Annotated in this window: 22 protein-coding genes; 13 read left to right on the top strand and 9 right to left on the bottom strand. The window is 71.8% G+C overall.

The genetic code is table 11. The features are described from left to right. Positions 1-36 precede the first annotated feature (36 nt). The 4 genes from ACBJ59_RS20240 to ACBJ59_RS20225 are packed head-to-tail and all read left to right on the top strand — an operon-like array spanning position 37 to position 4,808. Entirely contained in the window at positions 37-1,290 is a 1,254-nt protein-coding gene (locus ACBJ59_RS20240; RefSeq protein ID WP_375111760.1) for an ABC transporter substrate-binding protein, read from the top strand. 1 nt (position 1,291) lies between these two features. Further along, a complete protein-coding gene (locus tag ACBJ59_RS20235) occupies positions 1,292-2,242 on the top strand; it encodes a carbohydrate ABC transporter permease (protein WP_375111759.1) in 951 nt (316 codons plus the stop codon). Next, positions 2,235-3,050 (top strand): carbohydrate ABC transporter permease, encoded by an 816-nt coding sequence (locus tag ACBJ59_RS20230; RefSeq protein WP_364131363.1) that lies wholly within the window; start codon positions 2,235-2,237, stop codon positions 3,048-3,050. Before ACBJ59_RS20235 ends, ACBJ59_RS20230 begins: the two co-directional genes overlap by 8 nt. A gap of 3 nt (positions 3,051-3,053) precedes the next feature. Next, positions 3,054-4,808, top strand: coding sequence for a spherulation-specific family 4 protein (locus tag ACBJ59_RS20225; protein WP_375111758.1), 1,755 nt, complete (start codon positions 3,054-3,056; stop codon positions 4,806-4,808). Positions 4,809-4,855: 47 nt separating this feature from the next. Here the strand turns inward: ACBJ59_RS20225 and ACBJ59_RS20220 are convergent, their stop codons facing one another. The 3 genes from ACBJ59_RS20220 to ACBJ59_RS20210 form a co-directional block, all read right to left on the bottom strand. Next, the gene (locus tag ACBJ59_RS20220) at positions 4,856-6,187 is read right to left on the bottom strand and encodes a glycoside hydrolase (protein ID WP_375111757.1); all 1,332 of its coding nucleotides are present in this window, start codon (positions 6,185-6,187) and stop codon (positions 4,856-4,858) included. Positions 6,188-6,344: 157 nt separating this feature from the next. Continuing rightward, entirely contained in the window at positions 6,345-6,914 is a 570-nt protein-coding gene (locus ACBJ59_RS20215) for an SRPBCC family protein (RefSeq protein WP_375111756.1), read from the bottom strand. A gap of 135 nt (positions 6,915-7,049) precedes the next feature. Beyond that, positions 7,050-7,961, bottom strand: a complete 912-nt coding sequence (locus ACBJ59_RS20210; protein WP_375111755.1) for a hypothetical protein — start codon at positions 7,959-7,961, stop codon at positions 7,050-7,052. Positions 7,962-8,130: 169 nt separating this feature from the next. Here ACBJ59_RS20210 and ACBJ59_RS20205 point away from each other — a divergent pair, with 169 nt between their 5' ends. Both ACBJ59_RS20205 and ACBJ59_RS20200 read left to right on the top strand, forming a co-directional pair. Continuing rightward, positions 8,131-9,849 carry a hypothetical protein gene (locus ACBJ59_RS20205; protein WP_375111754.1) on the top strand — a complete coding sequence of 573 codons (1,719 nt, stop codon included), beginning with the start codon at positions 8,131-8,133 and terminating at the stop codon, positions 9,847-9,849. A 21-nt stretch (positions 9,850-9,870) separates the two neighbouring features. Continuing rightward, a complete protein-coding gene (locus ACBJ59_RS20200; RefSeq protein ID WP_375111753.1) occupies positions 9,871-10,227 on the top strand; it encodes a hypothetical protein in 357 nt (118 codons plus the stop codon). A gap of 157 nt (positions 10,228-10,384) precedes the next feature. Here the strand turns inward: ACBJ59_RS20200 and ACBJ59_RS20195 are convergent, their stop codons facing one another. The 3 genes from ACBJ59_RS20195 to ACBJ59_RS20185 all read right to left on the bottom strand — a co-directional run bounded on the left by ACBJ59_RS20195 (position 10,385) and on the right by ACBJ59_RS20185 (position 13,879). After that, positions 10,385-11,638 carry a lamin tail domain-containing protein gene (locus ACBJ59_RS20195; RefSeq protein WP_375111752.1) on the bottom strand — a complete coding sequence of 418 codons (1,254 nt, stop codon included), beginning with the start codon at positions 11,636-11,638 and terminating at the stop codon, positions 10,385-10,387. Between the two features lie 117 nt (positions 11,639-11,755). Continuing rightward, a complete protein-coding gene (locus ACBJ59_RS20190; RefSeq protein ID WP_375111751.1) occupies positions 11,756-12,472 on the bottom strand; it encodes a GPP34 family phosphoprotein in 717 nt (238 codons plus the stop codon). 24 nt (positions 12,473-12,496) lie between these two features. Beyond that, positions 12,497-13,879, bottom strand: a complete 1,383-nt coding sequence (locus tag ACBJ59_RS20185; RefSeq protein ID WP_375111750.1) for an APC family permease — start codon at positions 13,877-13,879, stop codon at positions 12,497-12,499. 130 nt (positions 13,880-14,009) lie between these two features. Between ACBJ59_RS20185 and ACBJ59_RS20180 the strand changes: the two genes are divergently transcribed. Next, positions 14,010-14,642: a GPP34 family phosphoprotein gene (locus tag ACBJ59_RS20180; RefSeq protein WP_375111749.1), complete on the top strand. Its 633-nt coding sequence runs from the start codon at positions 14,010-14,012 to the stop codon at positions 14,640-14,642. 32 nt (positions 14,643-14,674) lie between these two features. Here the strand turns inward: ACBJ59_RS20180 and ACBJ59_RS20175 are convergent, their stop codons facing one another. From ACBJ59_RS20175 to ACBJ59_RS20165, 3 genes are all read right to left on the bottom strand, one after another. Continuing rightward, positions 14,675-16,237 (bottom strand): multicopper oxidase family protein, encoded by a 1,563-nt coding sequence (locus tag ACBJ59_RS20175; RefSeq protein WP_375111748.1) that lies wholly within the window; start codon positions 16,235-16,237, stop codon positions 14,675-14,677. A gap of 92 nt (positions 16,238-16,329) precedes the next feature. Then, positions 16,330-17,361 (bottom strand): LacI family DNA-binding transcriptional regulator, encoded by a 1,032-nt coding sequence (locus tag ACBJ59_RS20170; protein ID WP_375111747.1) that lies wholly within the window; start codon positions 17,359-17,361, stop codon positions 16,330-16,332. Next, on the bottom strand, positions 17,358-18,278 hold the full coding sequence (locus ACBJ59_RS20165; protein ID WP_375111746.1) for a hypothetical protein: 921 nt from the start codon (positions 18,276-18,278) through the stop codon (positions 17,358-17,360). The genes ACBJ59_RS20170 and ACBJ59_RS20165 overlap by 4 nt, the downstream gene beginning before the upstream one ends. Before the next feature lie 133 nt (positions 18,279-18,411). Here ACBJ59_RS20165 and ACBJ59_RS20160 point away from each other — a divergent pair, with 133 nt between their 5' ends. From ACBJ59_RS20160 to ACBJ59_RS20135, 6 genes are read left to right on the top strand one after another with little or no spacing between them, the layout of a single operon-like run. Further along, the gene (locus tag ACBJ59_RS20160; protein ID WP_375111745.1) at positions 18,412-19,647 is read left to right on the top strand and encodes an amino acid ABC transporter substrate-binding protein; all 1,236 of its coding nucleotides are present in this window, start codon (positions 18,412-18,414) and stop codon (positions 19,645-19,647) included. A gap of 3 nt (positions 19,648-19,650) precedes the next feature. Continuing rightward, positions 19,651-20,529 carry a branched-chain amino acid ABC transporter permease gene (locus tag ACBJ59_RS20155; protein ID WP_375111744.1) on the top strand — a complete coding sequence of 293 codons (879 nt, stop codon included), beginning with the start codon at positions 19,651-19,653 and terminating at the stop codon, positions 20,527-20,529. Next, positions 20,526-22,283, top strand: coding sequence for an ATP-binding cassette domain-containing protein (locus ACBJ59_RS20150; protein WP_375111743.1), 1,758 nt, complete (start codon positions 20,526-20,528; stop codon positions 22,281-22,283). Before ACBJ59_RS20155 ends, ACBJ59_RS20150 begins: the two co-directional genes overlap by 4 nt. Beyond that, the gene (locus tag ACBJ59_RS20145; protein WP_375111742.1) at positions 22,284-23,069 is read left to right on the top strand and encodes an ABC transporter ATP-binding protein; all 786 of its coding nucleotides are present in this window, start codon (positions 22,284-22,286) and stop codon (positions 23,067-23,069) included. Next, positions 23,006-24,079 carry an alpha/beta hydrolase family protein gene (locus ACBJ59_RS20140; RefSeq protein ID WP_375111741.1) on the top strand — a complete coding sequence of 358 codons (1,074 nt, stop codon included), beginning with the start codon at positions 23,006-23,008 and terminating at the stop codon, positions 24,077-24,079. Before ACBJ59_RS20145 ends, ACBJ59_RS20140 begins: the two co-directional genes overlap by 64 nt. Further along, complete coding sequence (locus ACBJ59_RS20135; RefSeq protein ID WP_375111740.1) at positions 24,076-24,993, top strand: NAD(P)-dependent oxidoreductase; 918 nt, start codon at positions 24,076-24,078, stop codon at positions 24,991-24,993. Before ACBJ59_RS20140 ends, ACBJ59_RS20135 begins: the two co-directional genes overlap by 4 nt. Positions 24,994-25,040: the final 47 nt, after the last annotated feature.

Genomic DNA, 25,040 nt, shown 5'->3' with positions numbered 1-25,040 from the left:
CATCATTACTCCCACGTTCTAGGAGAGGACCGGGAGATGTGGAAGTCGGCACGGAGCGGTGCGGCGCTCCTCTGCGTGGCACTGCTCGCCTCCGCGTGCGGCGGCGGTGAGCAGGCCGGCACGGACACGCAGCCTGAGAAGTGGGTGAAGCTGTCCTACGGCGTCTGGGACGCCACCCAGCAGGCGGTCATGCAGGAGCTGGCCGCGGAGTTCACCAAGACCTACCCGAGCATCACCGTGGACGTCCAGCTCACCCCCTGGGTCGACTACTGGACGAAGATGAAGGCCGCGGTCAGCGGCGGCGCGGCGCCCGACGTCTTCTGGATGAACGGCCCCAACTTCCAGCTCTACGCCTCCAACGGCGTGATCAAGCCGATCGAGGAGCAGATCGACTCGTCGGTGTACCCCAAGGCCCTGGTGGACCTCTACACCTACGAGGGCAAGCTGTACGGCCTGCCGAAGGACATGGACACGGTCGGCGTCTGGTACAACAAGACGCTCTTCGACGCCGCGAAGGTGAAATATCCGGCCGACGACTGGACCTGGGCCGACTTCAAGGAGACCGCCGCCAAGCTCACCGACCCCAAGAAGGGCGTCTACGCCGTCGGGGCGCAGCTCACGAGCTTCCAGGAGTACCAGTACAACACGATCTACCAGGCCGGCGGCCACGTGATCTCCCCGGACGGCAAGAAGTCCGGCTACGACGACCCCAAGACGATCGCGGGCCTGAAGTTCTGGACCGACCTCATCGCCGCCAAGCAGTCGCCCGACCTCAAGACCATGACCGACACCACCCCGCTGCAGCTCTTCGAGGCCGGCAAGCTGGCGATGTACTGGGGCGGCTCGTGGAACGTGGCCGAGTTCGGCAAGAACGACTACACCAAGGACAAGGTGGACGTCGCCCCGCTGCCGAAGGGTGAGAAGCAGGCCACGATCATCCACGGCGTGGCCAACGTGGTGTCGGCCAAGACCGAGCACCCGGCCGAGGCGTGGGAGTTCGTCGAGTTCCTCGGCTCCAAGCAGGCCGCCGACATCCTCGGCAAGAAGGGCCCGATCCCGGCCTACAACGGCACCCAGAGCGACTGGGTGGCCGCCCACCCCGAGTGGAAGCTGCAGACGTTCCTCGACTCGGTCGCGTACGCGGTGCCGTACCCCGTCTCCAAGAACACCGCCGCCTGGCAGGAGGCCGAGCTCACCCACCTCACCAAGGCGTGGACCGGCGAGGTGCCGGTCGAGAAGGCCGCCGCCGACCTCGCGGCCGGCATGAACGACCTGCTGGCCAAGGAGTGACGTGAGCACGACCGCCGAAACGCGGCGGCCCGCCGGGGCCGCCCACGCGGTGAAGCGGCGCCGGCCGCGGGCCGAGGCCCTGTGGGGGTACGCGTTCATCGCCCCCACCGGGCTCGGCCTGGCCATCTTCTACCTGTGGCCCGTCGTGCAGACCGCCTACTTCTCCTTCACCGAGTGGGGCGCGTTCGGCGGGCACACCTGGACCGGTTTGGAAAACTACACCCGGCTGTTCTCCGACCCCGAGGTGGGGCGGGCGGTGCTCAACACGCTCACCTACACCGTGCTCGGCCTGCTCGGCATCCCGCTGGCCATCGTGTTCGCCGCGCTGCTCAACCGGCCGGGACTGGGCGGCGTGAGCCTCTACCGGACGGCGTTCTTCCTGCCCGTGGTGACCATGCCGGTCGCGGTCGCGATGCTCTGGCGCTGGCTCTACAACGGCGACTACGGCCTGGTCAACCAGGTGCTCTCGATCGCCGGCATCGACGGGCCCAACTGGATCGCCGACCCGGCCACCGCCATGTACGCGCTGGTGGTGGTCGGCATCTGGATGAGCGTCGGCTACAACCTGATCATCTTCCTGGCCGGGATGCAGGGCATCCCCAAGGAGCTGTACGAGGCCGCGTCCATCGACGGCGCCGGACGCATCCGGCAGTTCTTCAGGATCACGCTGCCGATGTTGTCGCCGACCGCGTTCTTCATCTCGATCGTCTCGGTGATCGGCTCGCTGCAGCTCTTCGACCTGGTCTTCGTGATGACCGGGTCCGGGCAGTCGGCGCGGGCCAACCCGGCGTACTCGCGGCTGCAGACCGTCGTGCAGCTCTTCTACGAGCGGGCCTTCGTCACCAACGACCGCGGCTACGCGGCCGCCATCGTGATCGCGCTGCTCGCGCTCATCGCGGTGCTGACGATGCTGCAGTTCCGGCTCCAGCGGAAGTGGGTGCACTATGTCTGAGCGCCGCCCGTTGGGCGTGCACGCGCTGCTCATCGTCTCGTCGCTGCTGATGGTGGCGCCGTTCGTCTGGCAGGTCATCACCTCGCTCAAGACGCTCAGCAGCGCCACCGCCGTGCCGCCGACGTTCCTGCCCGAGGGCCGCTGGGACAACTACGCGAAGGTCTTCGACCTGCTGCCGTTCGGCGAGCAGTTCCTCAACACCGTGCTGATGGCCGCCGGGCGGGTGACCGGGCAGGTGCTGTTCTGCTCGATGGCCGCCTACGCCTTCGCCCGCCTGCGCTTCCCCGGCCGGAACCTGCTGTTCGGCGTCTTCCTGTCGGTGCTCATGGTGCCGCCGCAGCTGTTCGTGATCCCGCAGTACCAGATCATGTCCTCGCTGGGCTGGCTCAACAGCCTTCAGGCGATCATCGTTCCCGGCCTGTTCAGCGCGTTCGGGGTGTTCCTGCTGCGGCAGTTCTTCCTGGGCCTGCCGCGCGAGATCGAGGAGGCGGCCCGGCTCGACGGCGCCGGCCCCGTGCGGATCTACTGGTCGGTCATGCTGCCGCTGGCCCGGCCCGGGCTCGTCGCGCTGGGCATCCTCACCCTGCTGTGGGCGTGGAACGACCTGTTCTGGCCGCTGGTGGTCAACACCGACCCCGAGAAGATGACGCTGTCGGCCGGGCTGGCCGCGCTCCAGGGCCAGTACCAGACCGACTACCCCGTCCTGATGGCCGGTTCGCTGATCGCCTCGCTCCCCGTGATCGCCGTGTTCGTGTTCCTGCAACGACAGTTCATCCAGGGCATCGCCCACACCGGCAGCAAAGGCTGACCCATGTTCTTACGCAGAGCCGCCGCGGTCGCGGTGCTCCTCCTGGGCTCGTTCACCGGCACGGCCCACGCGTCGTCATCCGCGGACGAGCCCGGCCTGTCGCTGGCCGTGCCCGCGTACTTCTACCCGGGCGAGCTGTGGGGCCGGCTGTCCGACCCGGGGGTCGGGATCGTGGTGGCGAACCCGTTCTCCGGCCCCGGCAAGGACTTCGACCCCAACTACGCCAAGGCCATCTCCGACGCCCGCGCCGCCGGGGTCACCGTGCTCGGCTACGTGGCCACCGGCTACCTCGGCAGCACCGGCCGCGCCACCCGGCTCGGCGAGACCACCCCGCTCGCCTGGCTCGCGCAGGCGCAGCAGGACGTGGCCCGCTGGTACGACCTGTACGGCGCCCACGGCCTCGGCGGCGTCTTCCTGGACGAGGTCCAGAACGTCTGCGGCCCCGGCAACGCCTACTCGGACACCTACCGGGCGCTGGACGAGTCGATCAAGAGCCTGCACCGGGGCGCGTTCACGGTGATCAATCCCGGCATCGGCACCGACGAGTGCTACGCCGACATCGCCGACGTGAGCCTGACGTTCGAGGGCACGTACGAGACGTACCAGGGCTGGCAGCCGCCCGCGTGGCAGCGCGGCCGGGACCCGCGCCGGTTCTGGCACCTCGTGCACGCCACCGCCACCCAGGAGCAGATGGAAGACGCGCTGCGCCTGGCCAAGGAGCGCGGCGCGGGCCACGTGTACGTCACGCCCGACGTGCTGGCCAACCCCTGGGACACCCTGCCGGACTACTGGCGGGCGGAGCTGGACGCGGCCAGGTCGCCCGACACCGGGGCGCCCGCGCGCCCCGGCCCCGCCACGGCCGTCAAGCGCGGCCCGACCTCGCTCACCCTGGCCTGGCGGCCCTCGCCCGGCGCGGTCGGCTACGACGTCCACCTGGACGGGCTGCGGGTCACCGGCACCGCGGGCCGCGTGCCCGCCGTCACCGTCAAGAACCTCGACCCGGGCACCGCCTACACGGTGACCGTCAAGGCCCGTGACGCGGCCGGCAACGCCTCGGCCGCCGGCGCCGCCGTGTCCCTGCGGACCAGGAAGGCCGACGCCGCGCCGCCCGCCACTCCCGCGGGGCTGGGCGCCGACCAGGTCAAGGTGGCCAGCGTCCGGCTGGCCTGGGAGCGCACCGCGGACACCGCCTGGTACGACGTCCTCATGGACGGCCGGCGCCTGCTCCGCCTGCCCGCCGCCCTGCTGCCCGCTGACGCCACCGTCCCGGTCACCGGCCTCACGCCGGCGACCTCGTACACCTTCACCGTGCTCGCCAGGGACGCGAGCGGCAACGAGTCCGCGCCCGCGCGGCCGCTGACCGTCACCACCGCCGTGCCCAGCGGCGACCCCATCTCCGAGGCGGCCGGTTCCGTCGCCGACGGCAGCGCCACCTACCAGGCGCGCTACAACCTGCCGTTCGACTTCCACCACGTGTACATCGACGCCGACAACGACGCCGCGACCGGCTTCGCGGTGGCGGGCATCGGCGCCGACTACCTCATCGAGAACTCCTGGTACTACCGGCACGCGGGGTCCGGCTGGAACTGGACGCCCGTGGACCTGAACCCGCTGGTCTCCTCGGCCGACGACCTGTTCGTGTGGCGCGTGCCGCTGACTGCGCCACTGAGCGTGCCCCTGACTGGGGCCCACCGGGTGGTCTTCCACGGCTCAGGCAGCTCGCCCGAGGCGTACAGCCCGATCGTGCCGGTCTCCTGAGGCGCCGGCGTGAGCCCGGGAGGCAGGGGCCCGGGCTCACGCCGAAGTCACCGTACGACGATGGTCGTCAGCGCCCTGGGCTGGAGCGTCACCGTGCGGTTCGGCACGGCCGACGGGGTGAGCGAGTCGTCGGTGTCGGTCACGTAGGCCGTGGCCCTGCCGCGCACGCCCTTCCACGTGACCGGGGCGGTGCCGGTGTTGAGCACCTCGATCACGCGGGAGCCGTCGGGGTTGCGGAACGCTGAAACTTTCAGCGCCGGATCGGCGGCCGACGCGTCCAGCCGCACCGCGCCCGGCCGGATGAACCTGCTGTACGCCGCCAGCGCCCACAGCCGCTTCGACACGTGATAGGTCTTGGCCACCTCGTCGAGCTGCAGCAGCGCCCTGGTCGCCCCGCGCGAGCCGCCCAGCCAGTAGACGTAGGCGCTGACGTTGCCCAGCGTGAGCGCGTCGTGCACGGCCTGGGCGATCGTGAAGCCGTCGTAGCCGCTGCCGTCGTCCCAGTTCTCGTTCCAGGTGTTGCCGTTCGGGTTCCACTCCGACATCCAGGTCTTCCTGTCCGTCGGCAGCGGGGCGTCCACGGGGCTGGCGTAGGTGTGGCCCGTGTGCGTCTTCACCCAGCGGCGGGCCTCGGGGTCGGCCTCGATGGCCGCCGTGTACGCCTTGGCCTCGTTCCAGCCGAAGGAGTCGCAGCAGGCCACCTTCACGCCCTTGGCGACCGGGCCCAGGACCTTGACGAACTGGGCGGCCTGCTCGGGGGTGAAGCGCATGGAGGCGTACGTGGCCGTCCAGTCGGGCTCGTTCGTGAACCCGAGGTCGGTGATCCTGATGCCTTCCCTGGCGTAGAACCTCGTGTACGCCATCAGGTAGTTCGCGTAGGCGCGCTGCCACTCGGGCTTGAGCGTGCCGCCGTTCTTGTCGTCGCCGTTGTCCTTCATGTAGCCGGGGGCGCTCCAGGCGTCGGCGAAGAAGCGCTTGACCCCGTACCGCTGGGCCTCCTTGGCCACCCAGACCTGGCTGTTGTCGTCGCCGTCCCAGACGTACTTCGGCGGGGCGTCCGGGCCGCCCGGGTCCTCGGGCTGGATGGAGACCATGTGGTCGTACGGGCTGCCGGCGGGGGAGGAGCCGATGCCGAGCCGCAGGATGCTGAGCCCGGCCCCCTTCTCCCGGTCGAACCACAGGTCGAGGACCTCCCGCTGCTGCTCCGCCGACAGGGCCTTGAGCAGCTCGTTGCGCCGGAACGCCTGGGAGATGCCGAAGCCGTCGATCTCCTGGTGGCGGAGGCGCTCGTTCACCGTGATGGCCGGGGGATCGGTCGGTTGGGCCGGATGCGCCGCCGGGAGGCCGAGCAGGGTGATCGCGACAACTCCTCGTAACATGGTGCCTCCGAAAATTTCGGCATCGTGACGATATATTTCGCCGATCGCCGGAACCGTAAGCGCAGGAAGGCACCGCCGTCAACACTGCCGTCAACGCCGCCGTCAACCAGACCGCCCCGGGGGCCTTCCCCCGGGGCGGTCGCCGTCCGCGCCGGCGTCAGCGGGCGGACTCCGCGCGCTCCTTGATGGTCAGCATCTGGCGGCGCATGGTCACGAAGTCGCCGACGTCCATCATCGCGAGGTAACTGGTGCCGCGCAGGCCGGGCTGGGCGCGGATGCGCAGGCGGAAGACCATCCGGGTCCGGCCGTCCTCCAGGTCGCGCAGCGAGATGGAGCAGGACGTGGTGGCGTCGGTGCCGCGCAGGGCCAGCACGAGCGTGTGCGGCGGGTCGATCTGCTCCACGACGTAACCGCTGCCGTCCGCCGCCCCGTGCAGCACGTCGCCGACCTTCAGCCCCTGCTCGGCCTCGTGCCCGGCCGGGCGGTCGAAGGTGCCCCCTGGGCGGTAGCCGCCGAGCTGGACCACCCAGGCCCAGACGGCGGCCGGGGGAGCGTCGATCGTGATGGCGCGGGTGGCCTGGTACTGCGCGTGCCGGACGATGTCGTCGCCGGGCATCTCGGCGTGCGCCTCGCGGTCGTCGGCACCCCAGCGGAGGTGCCACGGGCGGACGGCGAACAGATATCCTGCCGCCGCGCCGGCCGCCAGCCTGAACAGAGAGCGCGGCATGAACATGAACATACGGACTCCTTCGTTCACTGGTCGGACGCCCAGTCTCCGACGCGCGGCTCTCGCGATCAACCTGAACTGCCGCAAATTCGCCGACAAAACCATATTTTCTGTTTAGTCGGAAATATTGGGAGATCAGATCTGATCTGGCTTCCAGGCGGTCAGATGGTACGTTTCCGCGATCGGCCGCCATGCCCTGACAAATCGGGTTTTCGCCTTCTGGGCCGCCTCGGAACGGTCCAGGCCGAGCCGGTAGTCGCGGTCGCTCGTGACCGCTCCCGTGCACCCGGCGGCCACGTGGCGGCGGGCCCAGGCCAGGAAGGCGGCGTCGGCCTCGTAGGAGGCGCCGAGCGCGTCGACCAGCGCGCCCTTGAGCTCCGCCCCGCCCGCCAGCGCGGTCACGGCGAGCGCCCTGGCGGCGGCGAGCTGATCGCGGCGGCTGCCGGTGATGTCGCGGATGGTCTCCACGCCGCCGCGCTCGCAGCGGGTGGCGTCGGTGATGGCCTCGGACAGGTTGGAGCGGGCCGAACTGCTGCTCGACAGCAGCTCATCCATCGCCTCGGCCTGCTGCCGGGCCATCCGGCTCGAAGGGGAGGGCGTGCCCCCGTCGCCGGTCCCCGGGCTGGTGCTCGGACTGGTCTCCGGGCCGGTTTCCGGGCCGGTTTCTGGGCCGGTCTCGGGGCTGCTTCCTGGGCTGGCTCCCGTGCCTGCCTCGGTGCCGGCCCCTGGGCTCGCGGGGGTCAGGACCGGGGCCCTGCCCTGGCCCGCACTCGGGACCTGCTGCGGCCCGGACCGGTCGGCGGTCACGATCCACCAGGTCAGGGCGAGCGCCAGGGCGGCCACGACCAGGCTGATCAGCACCGGCGGGCGCCGCCAGGGCCGGCTCCGCCGCAGCCGGAGGGGCTCCGCATCGTCGCCGGGGCCCGTCGCGGAGGGCTCGCCGCCCTGCGGGGTCTGCTGGGCGCGGCAGCGGGGGCACTGGGCGAGGGTGCCGACGTGTGATCCGCAGCGCCGGCAGAAGCGGTTGGAGCCCGATTCGTACGCCAAAGCACCCTCCCGGAATAACACAAGAAATTGGGGCAAAATGCTGGATGCCCGACTTGCGGATTGCCCTCGCTTTCCCGGTCGGCACGAGACTATTTGATAACAACGTACCCTCGAAGCAATCGTCGCTCATATGCTCGCCCCGCACCCCGATAAACGACGGGAGAGGGCCATGGTCGTCAATACCGGCGGTCCCCGGATGAGCAACGTGACGCGCTACCTCTGCGCCGCCGCATACCTCGACAGCGGATTTCGCGACAGGGTGCTCGACGAGCTGCTGACCGATCCGTACCGCGCGGTCCCGCCCTCCTACGGCGGGTTCGACGTGATGCCGGTGATCCACCACTGCCGGCGCTCGCGGGCGATGCTCCTGGTGCGTGACTGCCTGATCGCCGCGATCCTCGTCCTGGGGCTGGTGCTCGCGCCGCTGAGCACGATCGCGTGGGTGTTCGCGCTCGTGCCCTTCGCCCTGCTCACCATGCGCAGGGTCCGGCGGGGGCCGCTGTTCGTGCGGCTGCTGATCTGGCTCTGGGCGGCCTACGCCGTCTTCGTGCTGCTCTTCCTCGTGCTGCTCGCCCAGGTCGTGGCCACGGTGAACGACCTGACCGACGGGCAGGCGTCGTACGCCGAGATCTACGGCGTCGAGAGCACGCCGCTGGGGCTGCTCGGGGCGGGCGCCGGTTCGCTGACGCAGGTGCTGCTCGTACCGGTCGTCACGCTCGGCGTCGCGGTCGTGTACCGGATCGCGATCTACCTGACCCTCGCCGGCTCGCTCAGGCCGGGCACGCCCGAGCCGGACACCCGGGCGACCCATCCCAAGACCGGCCGCCGCCTCGACTACCTCCGCCGGGCGCAGTGGGGCAACGTCACCATGTACGGCAACGAGGACGCGTTCATGGGCGCCGGGTCGATCGAGCGGAGCTGGTCCATCGCCGTCGAGCTGGACCGGGTGCGCGACGCGATGGGGAGCAGGCGGCGCGACGACCCGGTGGACATCGACCCGGTGGAGCTGCACGCCTTCGTCCGGCGGCGGCTGGCGGAGATGCGCGACCGGGTGCTGCGCCCCAACGAGGGCATCCAGCGGCTGGACCTCGGCGACCACGTGGTGACGCGCGGGCTCTTCACGGTCGCGGACTGGCACGGCGAGGCGGTGCCGCACCCGTTCATCGGCAAGGACGGGCTGCCCAGGTTCCAGGCGACGCCGGAGGAGATCGCGGCCATCGCCCGGCACCCGCAGGGCGGGGTGCGCTACTACCAGCGGGTCACGATCAACAACGCCGGCCAGGAGATCCGCGACCTCCAGGGCAACCTCGTCGCGCCCGCCGAAGACCAGGAAGCGCTGACCTCGGCGTTCATCTACCTCGCCGTCGAGGGGCGGATGCTCTACACGCAGTTCGTGGTGACCGTGCTGCCTCCGGTGTCCGGGCCGTACCACGTGGTGGACCGCCTGCCCACGATGACGGGCGGGCGGGTCGCGTGGGAGGCGGTCAAGGTGCTGCGGCTGCGGTTGCTGCGCGACGTGCTGGCGGCGCCGCTGCGGGTGGTGCGGACGGGCGTGCAGGCCGTGCGGCAGAACATGGCGGAGCCCGACCCGCGCAAGCACATCGTCTATCCGTACGGGGCCCGTCGCAGCGTGCGCGAGCTGGGGGCGAGCGAGGATCTGCAGACGTACATCCAGGTGCTCGACGTGGCCAAGTACGTCAGGATGATCGAGCAGCGCCTCACCGAGGCGGTCCTGGACTTCCTGGAGGAGCGGGACGTGGAGACGGGTGCGTACCGGTTGCAGGCGGCCGGGGTGACCATGAACACGGTGACGGTGGGCGCGGGCGGCACGGTGAGCGGCCCCATCGCCTTCGGCCCGCACGCGGCGGCCACGGTCCACAACAGCTGAGTGATCGGCAGGGAGGCTGTCATGAGCGGCGGTAACGAGTATGGGGTGCACGTCAGCGGCGGGAACGTCAGCGGGCCGATCGCGATGGGCCCGCACGCCCGCGCCACCGTGCACAACACCGTGCACCACACTGGGCCGGCGGGCGGGGAGGCCGGGCGGCTGCTGGACGTGCTGGAGCGGCTGCTCGCGGAGCACGAGGCCGCCCTGACCGAGCCGGCGCGGGCGCGGCGGGACGTGGGGGACGTACGGCGGGAGCTGGAGGAGGCGGAGCCGGACCGGTCCCGCATCCTGGACGCGCTCAAACGGCTGTCGGTACGGGCGGCCGAGGTGTCCGTGATCGTCGAGGTGGTCTCCCAGATCCAGTCCCTGTTCCCCTGACCCCGCCCCGCCGGCCGCCCCTGTCCCTCCCGAGGGACATCAGCCGGAGTGCGAGGGTGCGGCGCACGGCGGGAAGCCCCCGCCTCCCATCCCCCCAAGGGGCACCAGCGGGAGCGCGGGGGTGGCGCCGGGGGCGGGCCCCGGCGCCGTGCGGTGGTCACCGGTCGAAGAAGATCGTCCGGCCCGCCCTGACCGCGTCCGCCTTGTACGTCACCTGGTCGATCGACACCCCCTGGGGATCCACCAGGACGATGGTGTCCCCCTGGTTGCCGAGCTGCACCGCCCCGTCCAGCGTCACCCGGAGCGCGGCCCCGCCCTCGATCGGGCCCGCCAGCGCCCTGCGGCCCCCGGCGGCGTCCGACAGGGCCCAGCCCGACAGGTCGATCGGAGCGGCCGTGAGGTTCAGGAGCGTGACGGTCTCGTTGCCCCGGTCCGCCCCCACCGGATCCGGCAGGGCCGCCACGATGAGCAGGTCGCCCGTCGCGACGAGCGGCGGCTTGACCGGCGTCCCCGGCGGCGCCGGGTCCGGGCTGATGATGAAGTCCTCCGGCCACATCGTGAGCTGGATCTGCTGTCCCGTCCCCTTGACCACGTCGTGCAGGTTGCCCCGCTCCAGCTTGGGGATCAGGAACAGCTCGTCGTCCCGGTTGACCGGGTCCGCGCGCAGCCAGGCGTCGAAGCCGTCGAAGCCGGTGAACCCCGCCGCCAGGTACGGCACGATCCGCCGGAACAGCTTCGGCCACATCACCAGCCGCTCCAGCTCCTCCAGGTCCCGTATCGTGGCCGCGCCGTTCGGGTCGGCGGCCGAGCGGGGCCAGATGCCGATGGCCTTGCGCCGGGCCGCCTGCGACACCTCCGCCAGGTGCGTACGCAGCTCGGCCGGCAGCGTGGCGTAGAACGCCGGGTAGACCAGGCCGCCGGCCAGCAGTTGCCCGTTCACGGAACGGTCCACGAGCGGCCCGTCCACGAACACCGTGGTCCCGTCGGCCCCCGGGTGATCGCCCGCGTACACGAACGCGATCAGGCGCCCGTTCCCGTCGATCCCGTTGGTGAGCACGTGGCCGCGGAGGGAGTCCTGGTCGGCGGAGCGCACCTTGTTCGGCAGGTCCTCCCAGAAGCGCACGTTCGTGAAGCCGAGCAGGCGCAGCAGCTCGTCGCGGGCCGCGTCGGCCCCGGCCAGTTCCTGGTGGGTCTCCTCGAAGTGGGTCTCCAGCGCGTCGACGGCCTCCAGCCGTACGGAGATGCCGCGGCGGTTGATGTTCGGCGGCGTGCCGGAGCGCCGCGGCAGCGCCTCGACCAGGGCCGGAGAGTCGGGCAGGAATTTGACGGTGTCGCCGTCGGGCTCGGGGCCCTGGCGCGGCAGATCCGGATACCGGATCACGAAGCTGCCGCGTAACAGCGTGTAGCTCATGAATGCCCCCCATCCATGCTCGTTGAGAGTCCCCCGACTGGTAGCCAGCGGAGCGTAACTCGCATATAGGGCATCGTCTACGCAACGGACAGTGGTACAGGGGTAACGACGTACCGGCTAGCGGTACACGGCGACGGCCGCCTCCGCGACGAGCGTGTCCACCAGCTCCACGAGCTCGCCGACGGGCGGGGTGGCGGTCGCGGCGATCTCGCGCAGGTGGCCGACCAGCCGGCTCGCCGGCCGGTCGAGGTAGAGCTCCGCCTCCAGCCGCAGCACCGCCACCAGCCCGCACAGCCCGGCGCAGCGCGCGTCCGGCGCCTTCCAGCCCTCGACCGCCGAGCGCACCCCCGAGGAGGCGCGTACGACGGAGGCGATGTCGGCGAGCTGGTACCGCGTGTACGGCAGCATGCCCATGCGCCGCCCGCTCACCCGCACGAGCACCCCGGAGGCGAGCAGCTCCTCGCGCGTGCGGTCGTTGATGCCGCCGGCCGCGGCCCGCTTGAGCAGCGCCCCGGCGCCCACCCCCCGCCCGGCGCCCGTCTCCCGCCCGGCGCCCGTCTCCCGCCCGGTGCCCGTCTCCCATCCGGCGTCGCCATCCCGCGCGGTGAGGGCGGCCAGGCCGTCGGCGATGGCGCCGGTCCCGTCAGGGAGGGGCGAGCCGGCGGGGCCCCCGGTCACGCGGCCGGCTGACAGGGTGAGGCGGCCGGCCAGGATCACGTCCAGGAGGGCCGCCCCGGCCAGCCCCAGCGCCAGCGAGGACTGGTGGGTCAGGAGCTTGCCGGCCTGGTCGTGGGCGATGAGGTACAGGTCCTGGTGGAGCGGTAGCCGGTTCATGAGACGCAGGTCCTTTGCTGCTCGCTACTTGGATCCCGATCCGACGGGCATGCCCCGCACGGCCGGGCGGCGGCCGAGCGCGTACAGGACGGCCATCACCACCACCCCGACGACGAGCCAGGCCAGGCCCAGGAACTGCGCCAGGACGTTCGCGTTGATCACCACGAAGACCAGGATCCCCGCCCCGATCAGCGGCGCGACCAGGTGCGACCACACCTTGTCCGAGCCGACGCGGAGCGAGTAGTGCACGATGACCGACACGTGCAGCACGATGAACGCCACCATCGCGCCCATGTTGACCAGGCTGAGGAGCAGGGAGATGCCGTCGCGGAGGCCGGCCGTCCAGATGCCCAGGCCGGCCGACAGCAGGCAGACGACCACGATGGCGTTCGTCGGGACCGAGTGCCTGACCGAGACCTTGGCCAGGAACGACGGCAGCTGCCGGTCCCGGGCCATCGCGTACATCAGCCGCGAGACCGCCACCTGGGCGACCATGGTGTTGGCCAGGCCCCAGGAGAGCGCGGTGGCGGCCGAGGTGAGGTGCCTGAGCCACTCGCCGCCGGCGACGGCGGCGACGTCGTAGAACGCCGTGTCGCTCGCCCCGGCCGGCAGCCCGGCGGGTGGCACGAGCAGGGCGGCGACCCAGACCTGGGTGACGAAGAGCACGCCGGCCAGCACGAGGGCCAGCCGCATGGCCCTGCCCACCTGCGCCGAACCGCCGGTGGACTCCTCCACCAGCATGCTGATCCCGTCGAAGCCGAGGAAGGACAGGACGGCCACCGACACCGCCGCGAACATCACCGGCCAGGAGAAGGTCTCCGGGTCGAACAGCGGGGAGAGGCCGAAACCGCTGCCCTTGCCCTGGAGCAAAGCCCAGATGCCGATGAGCAGGAACACCGCCAGGACCACGAGCTCAAAGATGATCATTATTCTGGTGAGCTTGACCGTCATCCGGATGCCGCGCAGGTTGATCGCCGTGTTGACGGCCACGAAGATGAGCACCCAGACCCAGACGGGGACCTCCGGCACGCTGGCGTGCATGGCGACGGAGGCGACCAGGTAGAGCAGGCTCGGGACGAGCAGGTAGTCGAGCAGGACCATCCATCCGGTCAGGAACCCGACCGGCGGGGCGATGCCGCGGCCCGCGTAGTTGTAGACGGAGCCCGACAGGGGGAACGCCTTGACCATCTGCGCGTACGAGGCGGCGGTGAACAGCAGCGCGATCATCCCGACGAGGTACGCCAGCGCCGGCATCCCGCCGGATTCCGCATAGACGGTGCCGAAGATCGCGAACGGCGCGATGGGCACCATGAACGCCAGGCCGTAGAACACGAGGTCGGTCTGCCCGACCCCGCGACGTAACTCCTGCCGGTAACCGAACTGCTCGATGTTCTGTTGTGAGCGCACGACAGGCCTCTCCAGTCGTCATGCATGCGTGGGGGGTTCGATTCGGTGATCCTTCCGCAGCCGGGGTCACGTCGCAAGACCGGTGGCGGGGATGCGCACGAGGGCGGGCGGATGCGACAGTCTGGAAGCCATGGACGTTCTGATCGCGGAAGAGCTCCTCCTGCTCGCCTACCGGCCCAAGGGCAACCCGCTCGTCCACCTGGAGATGCTCGACCACGCGCTCGGCGCGGCCGTGCTCTCCGAGCTGGTCCTCCTGGAGCGGCTCGCCTTCCGGGACGGGCGCCTCGGCGTGACCGACCCCGCCCCCGTGGGGGACGCGGAGCTGGACGGGGCCCTGCGGAGGCTCTGCGTGCCGGAGGAGCCGCCGGAGTTCGGCGGCTGGTGGACCGCCATGTACACGCCGCGGCGGCGCGAGCGCCTGCTGGAGCGGCTCGCGGGGCGCGGGGCCGTCACCGTGAAGCGGCGCACGTACCTCAAGGTGTTCAAGGAGGAGCTGTTCCCCGAGGCCGACCCGGCGCTGAGGGAGTCGGTGCGGGAGCGGGTGCTCGCCGCGCTGGCCGGGGTCGAGCCCGACGCGCGTACGGTGGCGCTGGTCTCGCTGGCGCACGCGTGCCGGCTGATCGGCAAGGCGTTCCCGGGGGCCGACCGGAAGCGCGCGGCGGAGCTCGCCGGGCGGGATCCCCTGGGCACGGCGGTCGAGGCGGCGTTCGAGCGGGCGGCCGCCGAGAGCGTCGGGAAGATGGTGGCCGGCGGGGGCACCTGAGCCCCGTCCCCCCGCCGTCCCGCCTCACCCGATCAGCGGCGGCCCTGCGCGTGCCCGTGGCCGTGCGCGGCGGCGCGGGGCCGGGGCTCCGGGCGGTCGGTACCAGTGCCGGTACCAGTGCCGGTGCCGGTGCCGTGGCCGGTGTGTCCCGTGCCGGGCGGGGCCTCGCCGTAGCCCAGGACGCCCATCATGCCCTGCTCCTGGTGGTAGAGGTTGTGGCAGTGGAACATCCACTCGCCCGGGTTGTCGGCCAGCACGTCGAGGTTCAGGCGCTCGCGCGGCAGGATGTTCACGGTGTCCTTGCGCGGCCCGCGCCGGCCCGTCCAGCGGACCTGGAAGGTGTGGCCGTGCAGGTGCATCGGGTGCCACATGGGCGACTTGTTGTCCACGACGATCCGGATCGTCTCGCCCCGCTCGACGCGCACCCGCAGCGGGTCGGCGGCGAGCCGGTCGTTGAGCGTCCACTCGTTGCCCGACGGGCGCATGCCGAGCGTCACCGTGACGGTCCTGGTCGGGCGGGGCAGGTGGTCGCTGGGTCGTGCGTCCAGGTCCTGATATTTCAGTCTCTGCCGGCCGAGCTCCGGCCATTTGGCGTTCGCCTCGGGCGTACGGGCCCCGCGCGTGGTCCGCACCACCGCGAACGCCCGCCCCGCCTTGCCCTCCGCCATCGCCACCAGGGGGAAGGCCCCCGCGTCCAGCGTCGCCACGAAGTCGTAGCGCTCGCCCATGCCGATGAGGAACGTGTCCACGGTGACGGGCGAGCAGGGGAAGCCGTCGGTGTGGGTGACGGTCATGCGGTGGCCGCCGAGCGCGACGCGGAAGGCGGTGTCGGCGGCCGCGTTGATCACCCGGAACCGCACCCGCCTGCCGGGCCGCACGGCGAACGTCGCGGGGTCGTCCGCCGTGCGGCCGTTGACCAGGTAGTACGGGTGGCGCAGCTCGGCGGCCACCCCGCCGAGCACGTGGCTGCGGATGGTGTCGTCGTGGGTGGTGGAGGCGTTCAGCCTGCGCAGGACGTCGTCGGGGGTGCCGTTGACGCCGTCCAGCCAGTCGTCGAGCACGACCGTGAACTCCTCGTCGTACCCGAGCGGCTCGCGCGGGTCGGCCACGATCAGCGGGCCGTACAGGCCGCGGTCGTTCTGCATGCCGACGTGCGAGTGGTAGAAGTACGTCCCGGGGTCGGGCACGGTGAACACGTAGTCGAACATCCCGCCGGGCCGGGTCGCCGCCTGCGAGTAGCCGGGGGCCCCGTCCATCCTCGGGTCGATCCTGATGCCGTGCCAGTGCACGGTGGTCGGCGCGGGCAGGTCGTTGACGAGCCTCGCGCGTACGACGCCGCCGGCCGTGGCCCCGATGAGCGGGCCGGGGAGCATGCCGTCGTACGCCCAGGTCGAGACCGTGCGCCGGCCCAGCGAGACGGTCGCGGGGGCGGCCCGCAGCACCACGCCCCTCGACGGCCGCCCCGTGGCGGCGCCCGCCGCTGTGCCCACTACCGTGCCCACTACCGTGCCCACTACTGTGCTCACTACTGTGCTCACTGCCGGGGCGGCGCCCAGACCGGCGAACAGGCCGGTGACGAACAGCCTCCGGGACACCGGAGCCCACGAACCATTCACAACAGATCCCCCCATCCACCTCGCAAGGTAACGGAGAGTGACGGTGAAATCCGTGCGCCACGCGGAGGTGATCAAGCTCGCGGCGGGGCCGTGGAGCCGCGTACGACCAGGGAGACCGGCAGCAGGAGCGAGCGCGCGGGGCGGTCCGGCTCGTCGATGCAGTCCAGGAGCATGCGGGCGGCCTCGGCCCCCAGCTCGTGGTGCGGCACCGCGACCGTCGTCAGCGGCGGGCGGAGCTTGTCCAGGAACGGCATGTCGTTGAAGCCGACCACGCTCACGTCGCCAGGGCAGGACAGGCCGCGCTCGGCGAAGACGTCGTAGCAGCCCAGGGCGATGAGGTCGTTGCCGGCCACGACCGCCGTGACGTCGCCGGCCCTGGCCAGGAGCTCGCGCATGGCCGCCGCGCCGTCCTGCTCGTTCCAGCGGGCGCACTCCACCACCAGGTCACCGGCCAGCCCGAGGTCGCGGACGGCATGGCGGAAGGACTGTGACCTGACGCGGCCGGTGGAGGTGGTGAGGGGGCCGGACAGGTGGGCGATCCGGGTGTGGCCGAGGCCGGCGAGGTGGCGTACGGCGGCGGCCACGCCCGTGGCGTCGTCGCCGGTGACGGCCGGGAGCGGCAGGTGCTCGACCTGGCGGTTGACCAGCACCATGGTGACGCCCTGCTCGTGCAGCTGCCGGAGCAGGGGGTGGTCCAGGCGGGCGGTGGCGATGATGAGCCCCTCGACCTGGCGGGAGCGGAGCGACTCGATCGTGGCGCGCTCGCGCTCCTCGTCGTTGTCGGTGTTGACGATCCAGACGTTGTAGCCGTCGGACTCCAGGACGCTCTCCACGCCGCGCACGATCGGCGGGAACAGCGGGTTGGTGAGGTCGGGGATGACCAGGCCGACCGTGCTGGAGCGGGAGGTCTTGAGGCTGCGGGCCACCGAGTTGGGCTGGTAGCCGAGCGCCTGCGCGGCCCGCATGACGCGGCGGGCGGTCTCGGCGCTGATCTGCTGGCGGGTCTTGGGGTTGAGGGCGCGCGAGGCCGTGGCGGTGTGGACGCCGGCGGCCTCGGCGACGTCGCGGAGTGTCGGGGCCGGCGGCGGGCTGGGGTTGGTCATCGGCCGCGATCTTCTCCTGAGTCCGGTGAGTCGAGCAATCCCTGGTCGAGCAGGTCCCCGGCGGGGGCGTCGCCGTAGCGGCGCCGGAGGCCGAGCACCGTGGACAGCGACGCCGCGTCCGCCCGGCCGTCGGCCACGAGGCCCTCGCCGGGGTCCTTCAGCCGTTGAAGGTAGCGCGCCGCGGTGGCGGGCGGCAGGCGCAGCGCCGCGGCGGCCTCCTCGGTGACGACGCCGTCCGCCTCGCCGCCGACGATGGCCCGGGCGGTGGCGCGCAGGGCCGCGGCGAGGTCGCGGACCGCGGGGTCCGGGCCCAGCGAGCACAGCACCGTCCCCAGGTACGGGCGGGGGACCCCGGCCAGCCGCACCGCGCCCGCGTCCCGCGCCCGCAGGTCGGCGCCCGCGTTGAGCATGGTCGCGGCGCAGCGGCCGCCCAGCAGCGCCTCCAGGCGGCGCGGCGTGGACCCGAGCGCGACCGTACGGTAGTCGCCCGGCCGCAGCCCGATCGCCTCCAGCGCCGCGTAGAGCGCGAACGCGAACCCCGAGCCCGGCACGTCCACCCCGACGGCATCGCCCCCCGCCGAGCCCGCCGACGGGCCGGACAGCGCGTCCGCCAGGTCGGCCGCCGAGCTCAGCCCGGGGCGGGCGTAGAGCGCCAGGCCGAGCCCGCGGTCCACGGCTGAGACGATCCGCACGTCGGCCGTCCTGCCGAGCGGGTTGGCGGGCACGAAGCGGTAGGCGATGACGTTGTCGGGGCTCGTCAGCGCGGCGCCGATGTCCCCGTCGAGCAGGGCGGCGAACTGGGCGGGGGAGGAGGCGACCGGCACCTCGCGGACGCCTGGATCGACCAGGCCGAGCCGCCGGCCGGTGCGCAGCAGCACGGACGGGCTGAACGCGCCCACCACCAGAGTTCTTCGCACGACCGACCACTCCATCCGTGCACTCGTTTGCACGACAACGCCGTCAGCTCTTGACAGTAACCGCATGGAAACGGATGCTCCAGGGCAGTGCAATCGTTTGCGGGGGACGCGAAAGCTCAGCGAAGGAGGGCTCATGAGCGCCCAACCCCCCGCCCGCCGTGCCCGCCTGGCCGTGACGGTCGTCGCGGCCGTCGCCCTGGCCCTGGCAGCGTGCGGGCAGCGCCCGTCGGAGACCCGGGCGGGCGAGGCGAGCAGGCCCGTCGTCATCGGCGTCTCGCTCCCGCTGACCGGGGACTTCGCCCAGCCGGGCAGCGAGGCCAAGCGCGGTTACGAGATCTGGCGCGACATGGTGAACGCCAAGGGCGGCGTCCTGGGCCGGCAGGTCGAGCTGAAGATCGTCGATGACGCGAGCAACCAGGACACCGTGGTCGCCGACTACACCAAGCTGATCACCCAGGACAAGGTGGACCTGCTGCTCGGCACGTTCTCCTCGCTGCTGAACTACCCGGCCTCCGCCGTGGCCGAGAAGAACCGCATGGTCTTCGTGGAGCCGGCCGGCGGCGCGCCGGACATGTTCGCGCGCGGCTTCCAGTACCTCTTCTTCGCCCAGCCCGCCACCGCACCCCGGCAGGCGGACGTGTTCGTGAACTGGGTGAAGTCGCTGCCCGAAGCCGACCGGCCCAAGACGGCCGCCTACCCCAGCCAGGACGACCCGTTCGCGCTGCCCGTGATCAAGTCCATGCAGGAGCAGCTCGAAGCGCTGGGCGTGAAGACCGTCTACAGCGAGGTCTACCCGGCCGACACCACGAACTTCCAGAGCGTCGCCGGCACGCTGGCCGACCGGAAGCCGGACCTGGTCGCGCAGGGCGCGGTGTTCGAGGACGGCGTCGGCATGGTGCGCTCGCTCAAGCAGCTCGGGTTCTCGCCGAAGCTGCTGTTCCAGACCTCCGCCCCGAGCAACTCCAGCCAGTACAGCGACGGCGTGGGCCCGGCCAACACCGAGGGCGTCTTCTACACGGTGAGCTGGAACGAGAAGGCGACCACGCCGCTGAACGCCGAGTTCGTGGCCGCGTACCGGAAGGCGCACGACGCCGCGCCCGCCGAGGACGCCGCCGACGCGTTCGCCGCCGCGCAGGTGTTGCAGGCCGCGGTCGAGGCGGTCGGCGCGATCGACCAGGACCGGATCAAGGACTGGCTGCACGCCAACACCGTGCAGACCCTGCTCGGCCCGCTGAGCTGGAAGGAGAACGGCGAGCCGAAGGGCAGCTTCCTGCTCGCCCAGTGGCAGGGCGGGAAGGTCGAGGTCGTCGGCCCGCCCGAGCTGGCCACCACCAGGACCGTGGTGAACCCCAAGCCGGACTGGAAGTGAGCCATGGCGCACTTCGCGCAGGCGGTCGCGCTGGGCCTGCTGATCGGCGGGGTCTACGCCCTGATGGCGTCGGGGCTGACGCTGATCTTCGGGGTGATGCGGATCATCAACGTGGCGCAGGGCGCGTTCCTCGTGCTGGTGGCGATGGTGACGTGGTGGTTGTGGAACCGGACCGGGATCGACCCGATCGTGGCCTCCGTGGTGACCACGCCGATGATGTTCGGGTTCGGGTGGCTGTCGTACCGGCTGCTCGTCTCGCGGATCCGCGGGTCGTCGCCGTCCATGTCGGTGCTGCTGACGTTCGGGTTCGCGCTGGTCATCGAGGGGGTGCTGAACCTCACCGCGGGCAACAAGTTCAAGTCGGCGGGGCCGTCGTACTTCGAGGAGTCGTTCCGGGTCGGGTCGGTGTCGCTGCCGAAGGCGCAGGTGTTCGGGTTCGTGGCGGCGATGGGGGTGCTGGCGGTCCTGTACTACGTGCTCAACCGGACCTGGACCGGGCGGGCGATCAGGGCCGCCACGCAGAACCCGTCCGGCGCCGCGCTGGTGGGGGTGGGCGCGGCGGGCACGGCGGCGCTGGCGTTCGCGATCGGCAGCGCGACGGCCGGGGTCGGCGGGTCCATCCTGTCGGTGCTCTATCCCTTCTTCCCGGCCTCGCACTACGAGTGGATCTCGCGGCTGCTCGGGATCGTGGTGCTCGGCGGCCTGGGCAGCCTGCCCGGCGCGCTGGTGGGGGCGGCCATCCTGGGGCTGGCCGAGACGCTGACCGCGACCTACGGCTCGCTCGGCTGGTCCACGCTCGTGTTCTACCTGGTGATCATGGCGGTGCTGCTGGTCAGGCCCCAGGGGCTGTTCGGGGCGCGGCTGCGGGAGGACGCGCCATGAGGCGGGCCCACCTCGTCGCGGGGGCGTGCCTGGTGGCACTGCTCCTCTACCCGGTCGTCAACCCGTGGCAGCCGTACCCGCAGGCGGTGCTGCTGCTCGGGTTCCTGCTGGCGATCCAGGCGACGAGCTGGAACATCATCTCCGGGTACGCCGGCTACATCTCGCTCGGGCACAGCATGTTCCTGGGGGTGGGGTCGTACACGGTGGGCATCCTCGCCCTGCGGTGGGGTGTCAACCCGCTGTGGGTGGCGCCGCTCGGCGGGGTGGTCGCGACGGTCATCGCGGTGCTCATCGGCGCGGTCGTGCTCAGGACGCGCGGCCACGCGTTCGTCATCATCACGATCGCGATGCTGCTGGCGGCGCAGATCATCGCGGTCAACTCCAGGGAGCTGACGCGCGGCTCGGACGGGATCACGCTGGAGCTGCCGTTCTGGCACCGCGACTTCCAGAACATCCCGTTCTACTACGCCTTCCTGCTGCTGCTCGTGCTGACGGTGCTGTTCAGCGCATGGATCATGCGCACCAAGCTCGGGACCGGGCTGGTGGCGATCCGGGAGGACGAGGGAAAGGCCGCCTCGATCGGCGTCAACACCACCCGCTTCAAGATCGTCGCGTACGCGGCCAGCGCCTTCTTCATCGGCGTGGCCGGCGGCGTCTACGCCTACTACCTGACCTACATCAACCCGGTCGGCTCCTTCGCCATCCTCGGCAGCGTGACGATCGTGCTGGCCGCCCTGGCCGGCGGCCGGGGCACCCTGTACGGGCCCGTCGTGGGCGCCTTCGCCGTCAACCTGGTCAGCGAGGCGGCCACCGTCTACGCGGGCGGCGTCCAGTCGCGCGTGCTGCTCTTCGGCGGCGCACTGGTCCTGGTGGTGCTGTTCCTGCCCAAGGGCCTGCTGCCGACCGTGGGGGAGTGGTGGCGGCGCAGGCATCCGGCGCCCGTGGAGTACATCGACCGGCCGGTCGCCCGTGACCGGGTGCCCCCGGTCCCTGTCGAGAGGGACGTGCTGCTGTCGGTGCGCGGGGTGTCCAAGCGGTTCGGCGGCCTGGTCGCGGTGGACGACGTCTCGCTCGACGTGCGGCAGGGCACGATCACGGCGCTGATCGGGCCGAACGGGTCGGGCAAGACCACGCTGTTCAACCTGGTCACCGGCGGGCTGCCGCCGGACTCCGGCGAGATCTGGTTCGACGGGCGGCGCGTCGACCGGCTGCGGCCGTGGCGGCGGTGCCATCTCGGGCTCGGGCGGTCGTACCAGGTGACCAGGCTCTTCGACGACCTGACCGTACGGGAGAACGTGGTCGCACCGCTGGCCGACTCCCGCTGGCGGACCATGCTGTCCGACGCCGTGCGCGGCCACGAGGCGGAGCGCGCCGGCCAGTTGCTCGACCTGGTCGGGCTCGGCCGCTTCGCCGGCCGGCAGGCCGGCGCGCTGTCGTACGGGCAGCGCAAGCTGGTCGAGCTGGCCCAGGTGCTGATGCTGGAGCCCAAGCTGATCCTGCTCGACGAGCCCGCCGGCGGCGTGAACCCGAGCCTGCTGGGCCGCATCACCGAGGTGATCCGCGAGCTCAACGCGGCCGGCGTCACCTTCCTCGTCGTCGAGCACGACATCCCGCTCGTGCTCGACCTGTGCGACCCGGTCGCGGTGCTGGCCGGCGGCCGGCTGATCGCCGAGGGGCCGCCGGGGCTGGTCAGGGAGGACCCGGCGGTGCTGGACGCCTACCTCGGGACCGACTGGATGCCGGTGGTGAGATAGATGCTGCAGCTCAAGGCGGTGGTCGCGGGCTACGGCGGCGGCAGCGTGCTGCGCGGCGTGGACCTGGAGTGCGCCGAGCGCACGATCACCTGCCTGGTCGGCCCCAACGGCGCGGGCAAGTCGACGGTCCTGCGCGTCATCAGCGGCCTGCTGGTCCCCACCGAGGGCGAGATCCGCATGGACGGCGAGCCCATCGGCGGGCGCGCCCCCGACGAGATCCTGCGCCGCGGCATCGCCCAGGTGCCGCAGTCGCACGCCCTGTTCCCCGCCATGTCCGTGCAGGAGAACGTCCTCATGGGCGGCTACCTCATCCGCAGGGACAAGAAGCTCCTGCGCGAGCGCCTCGACCAGGTCAAGCAGCGCCTGCCCATCGTCGCCGAGCGCGCCCGCGACCATGCCGGCAACCTCAGCGGCGGCCAGCGGCGGATGGTCGAGATCGCCCGCTGCCTCATGCTCGACCCGCGGCTCGTCCTGCTCGACGAGCCGTCGCTCGGCCTGGACCCGCGCGGGCTGGCCGGCGTGGCGGAGGTCGTCCAGGACCTCGGCCGGGCGGGCACCACCGTGCTGCTGGTCGAGCAGAACGTCCGGCTCGGCCTCGGCCTGGCCACGCACGGCGTGGTCATGGAGGGCGGGAAGGTACGCCTGACCGGCACCGCCGCCGCCGTGCGGGACAACCCCGAGATCGCCTCGCTCTACCTGGGCGGAAAGGTCGGTGATCCATCGTGGACGAGCGAGTCGCGTCCGCCGTCGAGCACTGGGGACCCCGGTTCACCGCCAACGGCGTGACCGCCTCCGACTTCGAGCGCGTCACCCGCGACCTGGACGACTGGGACGGCTGGTGCGCCGCCTGGTCGTCGGTGGCCGCCGAGCACGAGAAGCTGGGCCGGCAGGCGCTGGCCACCGGCCGGCACCTGTCGGCGGGCGGGCACCTGGCACAGGCCGCCCTCTACTTCCATTTCGCCAAGTTCGTGTTCGTGGCCGACCCCGACCAGATGCGCCGCGCCCACCTGCGGGCGGTGGCCTGCCTCGACGACGCCCTGCCCCACCTGTCCCCGCCGGGCCGCCGGGTCGAGGCCGGCTTCGAGGGCACCGCGCTCGTCGGGATCCTCCGGCTGCCCCCGGGGCCCGGGCCGCACCCGGCGGTGCTCATGCTGTCCGGGCTGGACTCGGCCAAGGAGGAGCACCGGGTGGTCGAGCAGCTCTTCCTGGAGCGGGGGCTGGCCACGTTCGCCGTGGACGGGCCCGGGCAGGGGGAGGCCGAGTACGACCTGCCGATCAGGGCCGACTGGACCCAGCCGGGCAAGGCGTTGCTCGACGCGCTGGCCGCCGAGCCGCGGATCGACGCGTCCAGGATCGGGGTGTGGGGGGTCAGCTTGGGCGGGTACTACGCGCCCCGGGTGGCGGCGGCCGCGGGTGACCGGGTCAAGGCGTGCGTGGCGCTCGCCGGGCCGTACGACTTCGGCGACTGCTGGTCCGGCCTGCCCGAGCTGACCAGGGAGACCTTCCGCGTCAGGGCCCGGGCGGCCACCGAGGAGGAGGCCCGGCGCATCGCGTACACGCTGACCATGGAGGGCTCGGCGCAGGCGATCACCGCGCCGCTGCTGGTCGTGTTCGGGCGCAAGGACCGGCTCATCCCCTGGCGGCAGGCCGAGCGGCTGGCCACCGCGGCGGGCGGCGACAGCGAGCTGCTCATGCTGGAGGAGGGCAATCACGGCTGCGCCAACCTCACCCCCTGGCACCGTCCCTACACCGCCGACTGGCTGGCCCAGCGGCTCGCGAAAGGCGACTTCCGATGACTGCAGGACTACGGCGGGTGGGCTGGATCGGCACCGGCCGCATGGGCTTCCCCATGGCCGCGCGGCTGGCCGGGGACGGCGTGGAGCTGGCCGTGTGGAACCGTACGCGGGCCAAGGCGGAGCCGCTGCGCGAGCACGGCGCGCTGGTGTCGGACACGATCGCCGGGCTGCGCGACCGCGACGTCGTCTTCACCATGGTCGCCACGTCGGCCGACCTCACGCAGGTCCTCGCCGAGTTGCTGGGCGACGGCGGCCCCGGCGTGGTCGTGGACTGCTCCACGATCTCCCCGGAGGCGTCGGCCGCCGCCCGCGAGGAGTGCGCGCGCAACGGCACGGAGTTCCTGGCCGCGCCGGTCAGCGGCAACGGCAAGGTGGTGCGGGCCGGCCTGCTGAGCATCGTCTGCTCGGGGCCCCGCGAGACCTACGACCGGGTGGCCGGCCTGCTGGCCCGGCTCGGCCGGTCGGCCACGTACGCGGGCGAGGGCGAGACCGCCCGCCTGGTGAAGATCGCGCACAACCTGCTGCTCGGCGTCGTCACCCAGACGCTCGCCGAGATCACCGTGCTGGCCGAGAAGGGCGGGGTGCCCCGGCACGCGTTCCTGGAGTTCCTCAACGACAGCGTGGTGGGCTCGGCGTTCACCCGCTACAAGTCGCCCGCGTTCGTGCACCTCGACTACACGCCCACGTTCACCCCGGTCCTGCTGCGCAAGGACTTCGACCTGGGCCTGGCCGCCGCCCGCGCCCTCGACGTGCCCATGCCGGTGACCGCGCTCACCGCGCAGCTCGTCCAGGCCGCCGTCGGCACCGGCCGGACCGGCGAGGACTTCGCCATCCTGCTCGACCTCCAGGCCGCCGCCTCCGGGCTGGAGCTCAAGCCCGAGGACGTGGCCGTGGACGACGGGCTCGGCTCGTGAGCGCGCCGATCACTGGGCCGATCACTGGGCCGATCACTGGGCCGATC

Source organism: Nonomuraea sp. MTCD27 (genome assembly GCF_041950495.1).
In the GTDB taxonomy this organism is placed as follows: Bacteria; Actinomycetota; Actinomycetes; order Streptosporangiales; family Streptosporangiaceae; genus Nonomuraea.
The sequence above is the reverse complement of the archived record's forward strand: the minus strand, read 5'-3'. Positions and strand labels throughout refer to the sequence as shown.

Excerpts from the sequence above, each read along its gene's own strand:
- ACBJ59_RS20240 (WP_375111760.1), top strand. The coding sequence starts at position 37 with ATGTGGAAGTCGGCACGGAGCGGTGCGGCGCTCCTCTGCGTGGCACTG.
- ACBJ59_RS20230 (WP_364131363.1), top strand. The coding sequence starts at position 2,235 with ATGTCTGAGCGCCGCCCGTTGGGCGTGCACGCGCTGCTCATCGTCTCG.
- ACBJ59_RS20225 (WP_375111758.1), top strand. The coding sequence starts at position 3,054 with ATGTTCTTACGCAGAGCCGCCGCGGTCGCGGTGCTCCTCCTGGGCTCG.
- ACBJ59_RS20220 (WP_375111757.1), bottom strand. The coding sequence starts at position 6,187 with ATGTTACGAGGAGTTGTCGCGATCACCCTGCTCGGCCTCCCGGCGGCG.
- ACBJ59_RS20215 (WP_375111756.1), bottom strand. The coding sequence starts at position 6,914 with ATGCCGCGCTCTCTGTTCAGGCTGGCGGCCGGCGCGGCGGCAGGATAT.
- ACBJ59_RS20205 (WP_375111754.1), top strand. The coding sequence starts at position 8,131 with ATGGTCGTCAATACCGGCGGTCCCCGGATGAGCAACGTGACGCGCTAC.
- ACBJ59_RS20200 (WP_375111753.1), top strand. The coding sequence starts at position 9,871 with ATGAGCGGCGGTAACGAGTATGGGGTGCACGTCAGCGGCGGGAACGTC.
- ACBJ59_RS20195 (WP_375111752.1), bottom strand. The coding sequence starts at position 11,638 with ATGAGCTACACGCTGTTACGCGGCAGCTTCGTGATCCGGTATCCGGAT.
- ACBJ59_RS20190 (WP_375111751.1), bottom strand. The coding sequence starts at position 12,472 with ATGAACCGGCTACCGCTCCACCAGGACCTGTACCTCATCGCCCACGAC.
- ACBJ59_RS20180 (WP_375111749.1), top strand. The coding sequence starts at position 14,010 with ATGGACGTTCTGATCGCGGAAGAGCTCCTCCTGCTCGCCTACCGGCCC.
- ACBJ59_RS20170 (WP_375111747.1), bottom strand. The coding sequence starts at position 17,361 with ATGACCAACCCCAGCCCGCCGCCGGCCCCGACACTCCGCGACGTCGCC.
- ACBJ59_RS20160 (WP_375111745.1), top strand. The coding sequence starts at position 18,412 with ATGAGCGCCCAACCCCCCGCCCGCCGTGCCCGCCTGGCCGTGACGGTC.
- ACBJ59_RS20155 (WP_375111744.1), top strand. The coding sequence starts at position 19,651 with ATGGCGCACTTCGCGCAGGCGGTCGCGCTGGGCCTGCTGATCGGCGGG.
- ACBJ59_RS20150 (WP_375111743.1), top strand. The coding sequence starts at position 20,526 with ATGAGGCGGGCCCACCTCGTCGCGGGGGCGTGCCTGGTGGCACTGCTC.
- ACBJ59_RS20145 (WP_375111742.1), top strand. The coding sequence starts at position 22,284 with ATGCTGCAGCTCAAGGCGGTGGTCGCGGGCTACGGCGGCGGCAGCGTG.
- ACBJ59_RS20135 (WP_375111740.1), top strand. The coding sequence starts at position 24,076 with ATGACTGCAGGACTACGGCGGGTGGGCTGGATCGGCACCGGCCGCATG.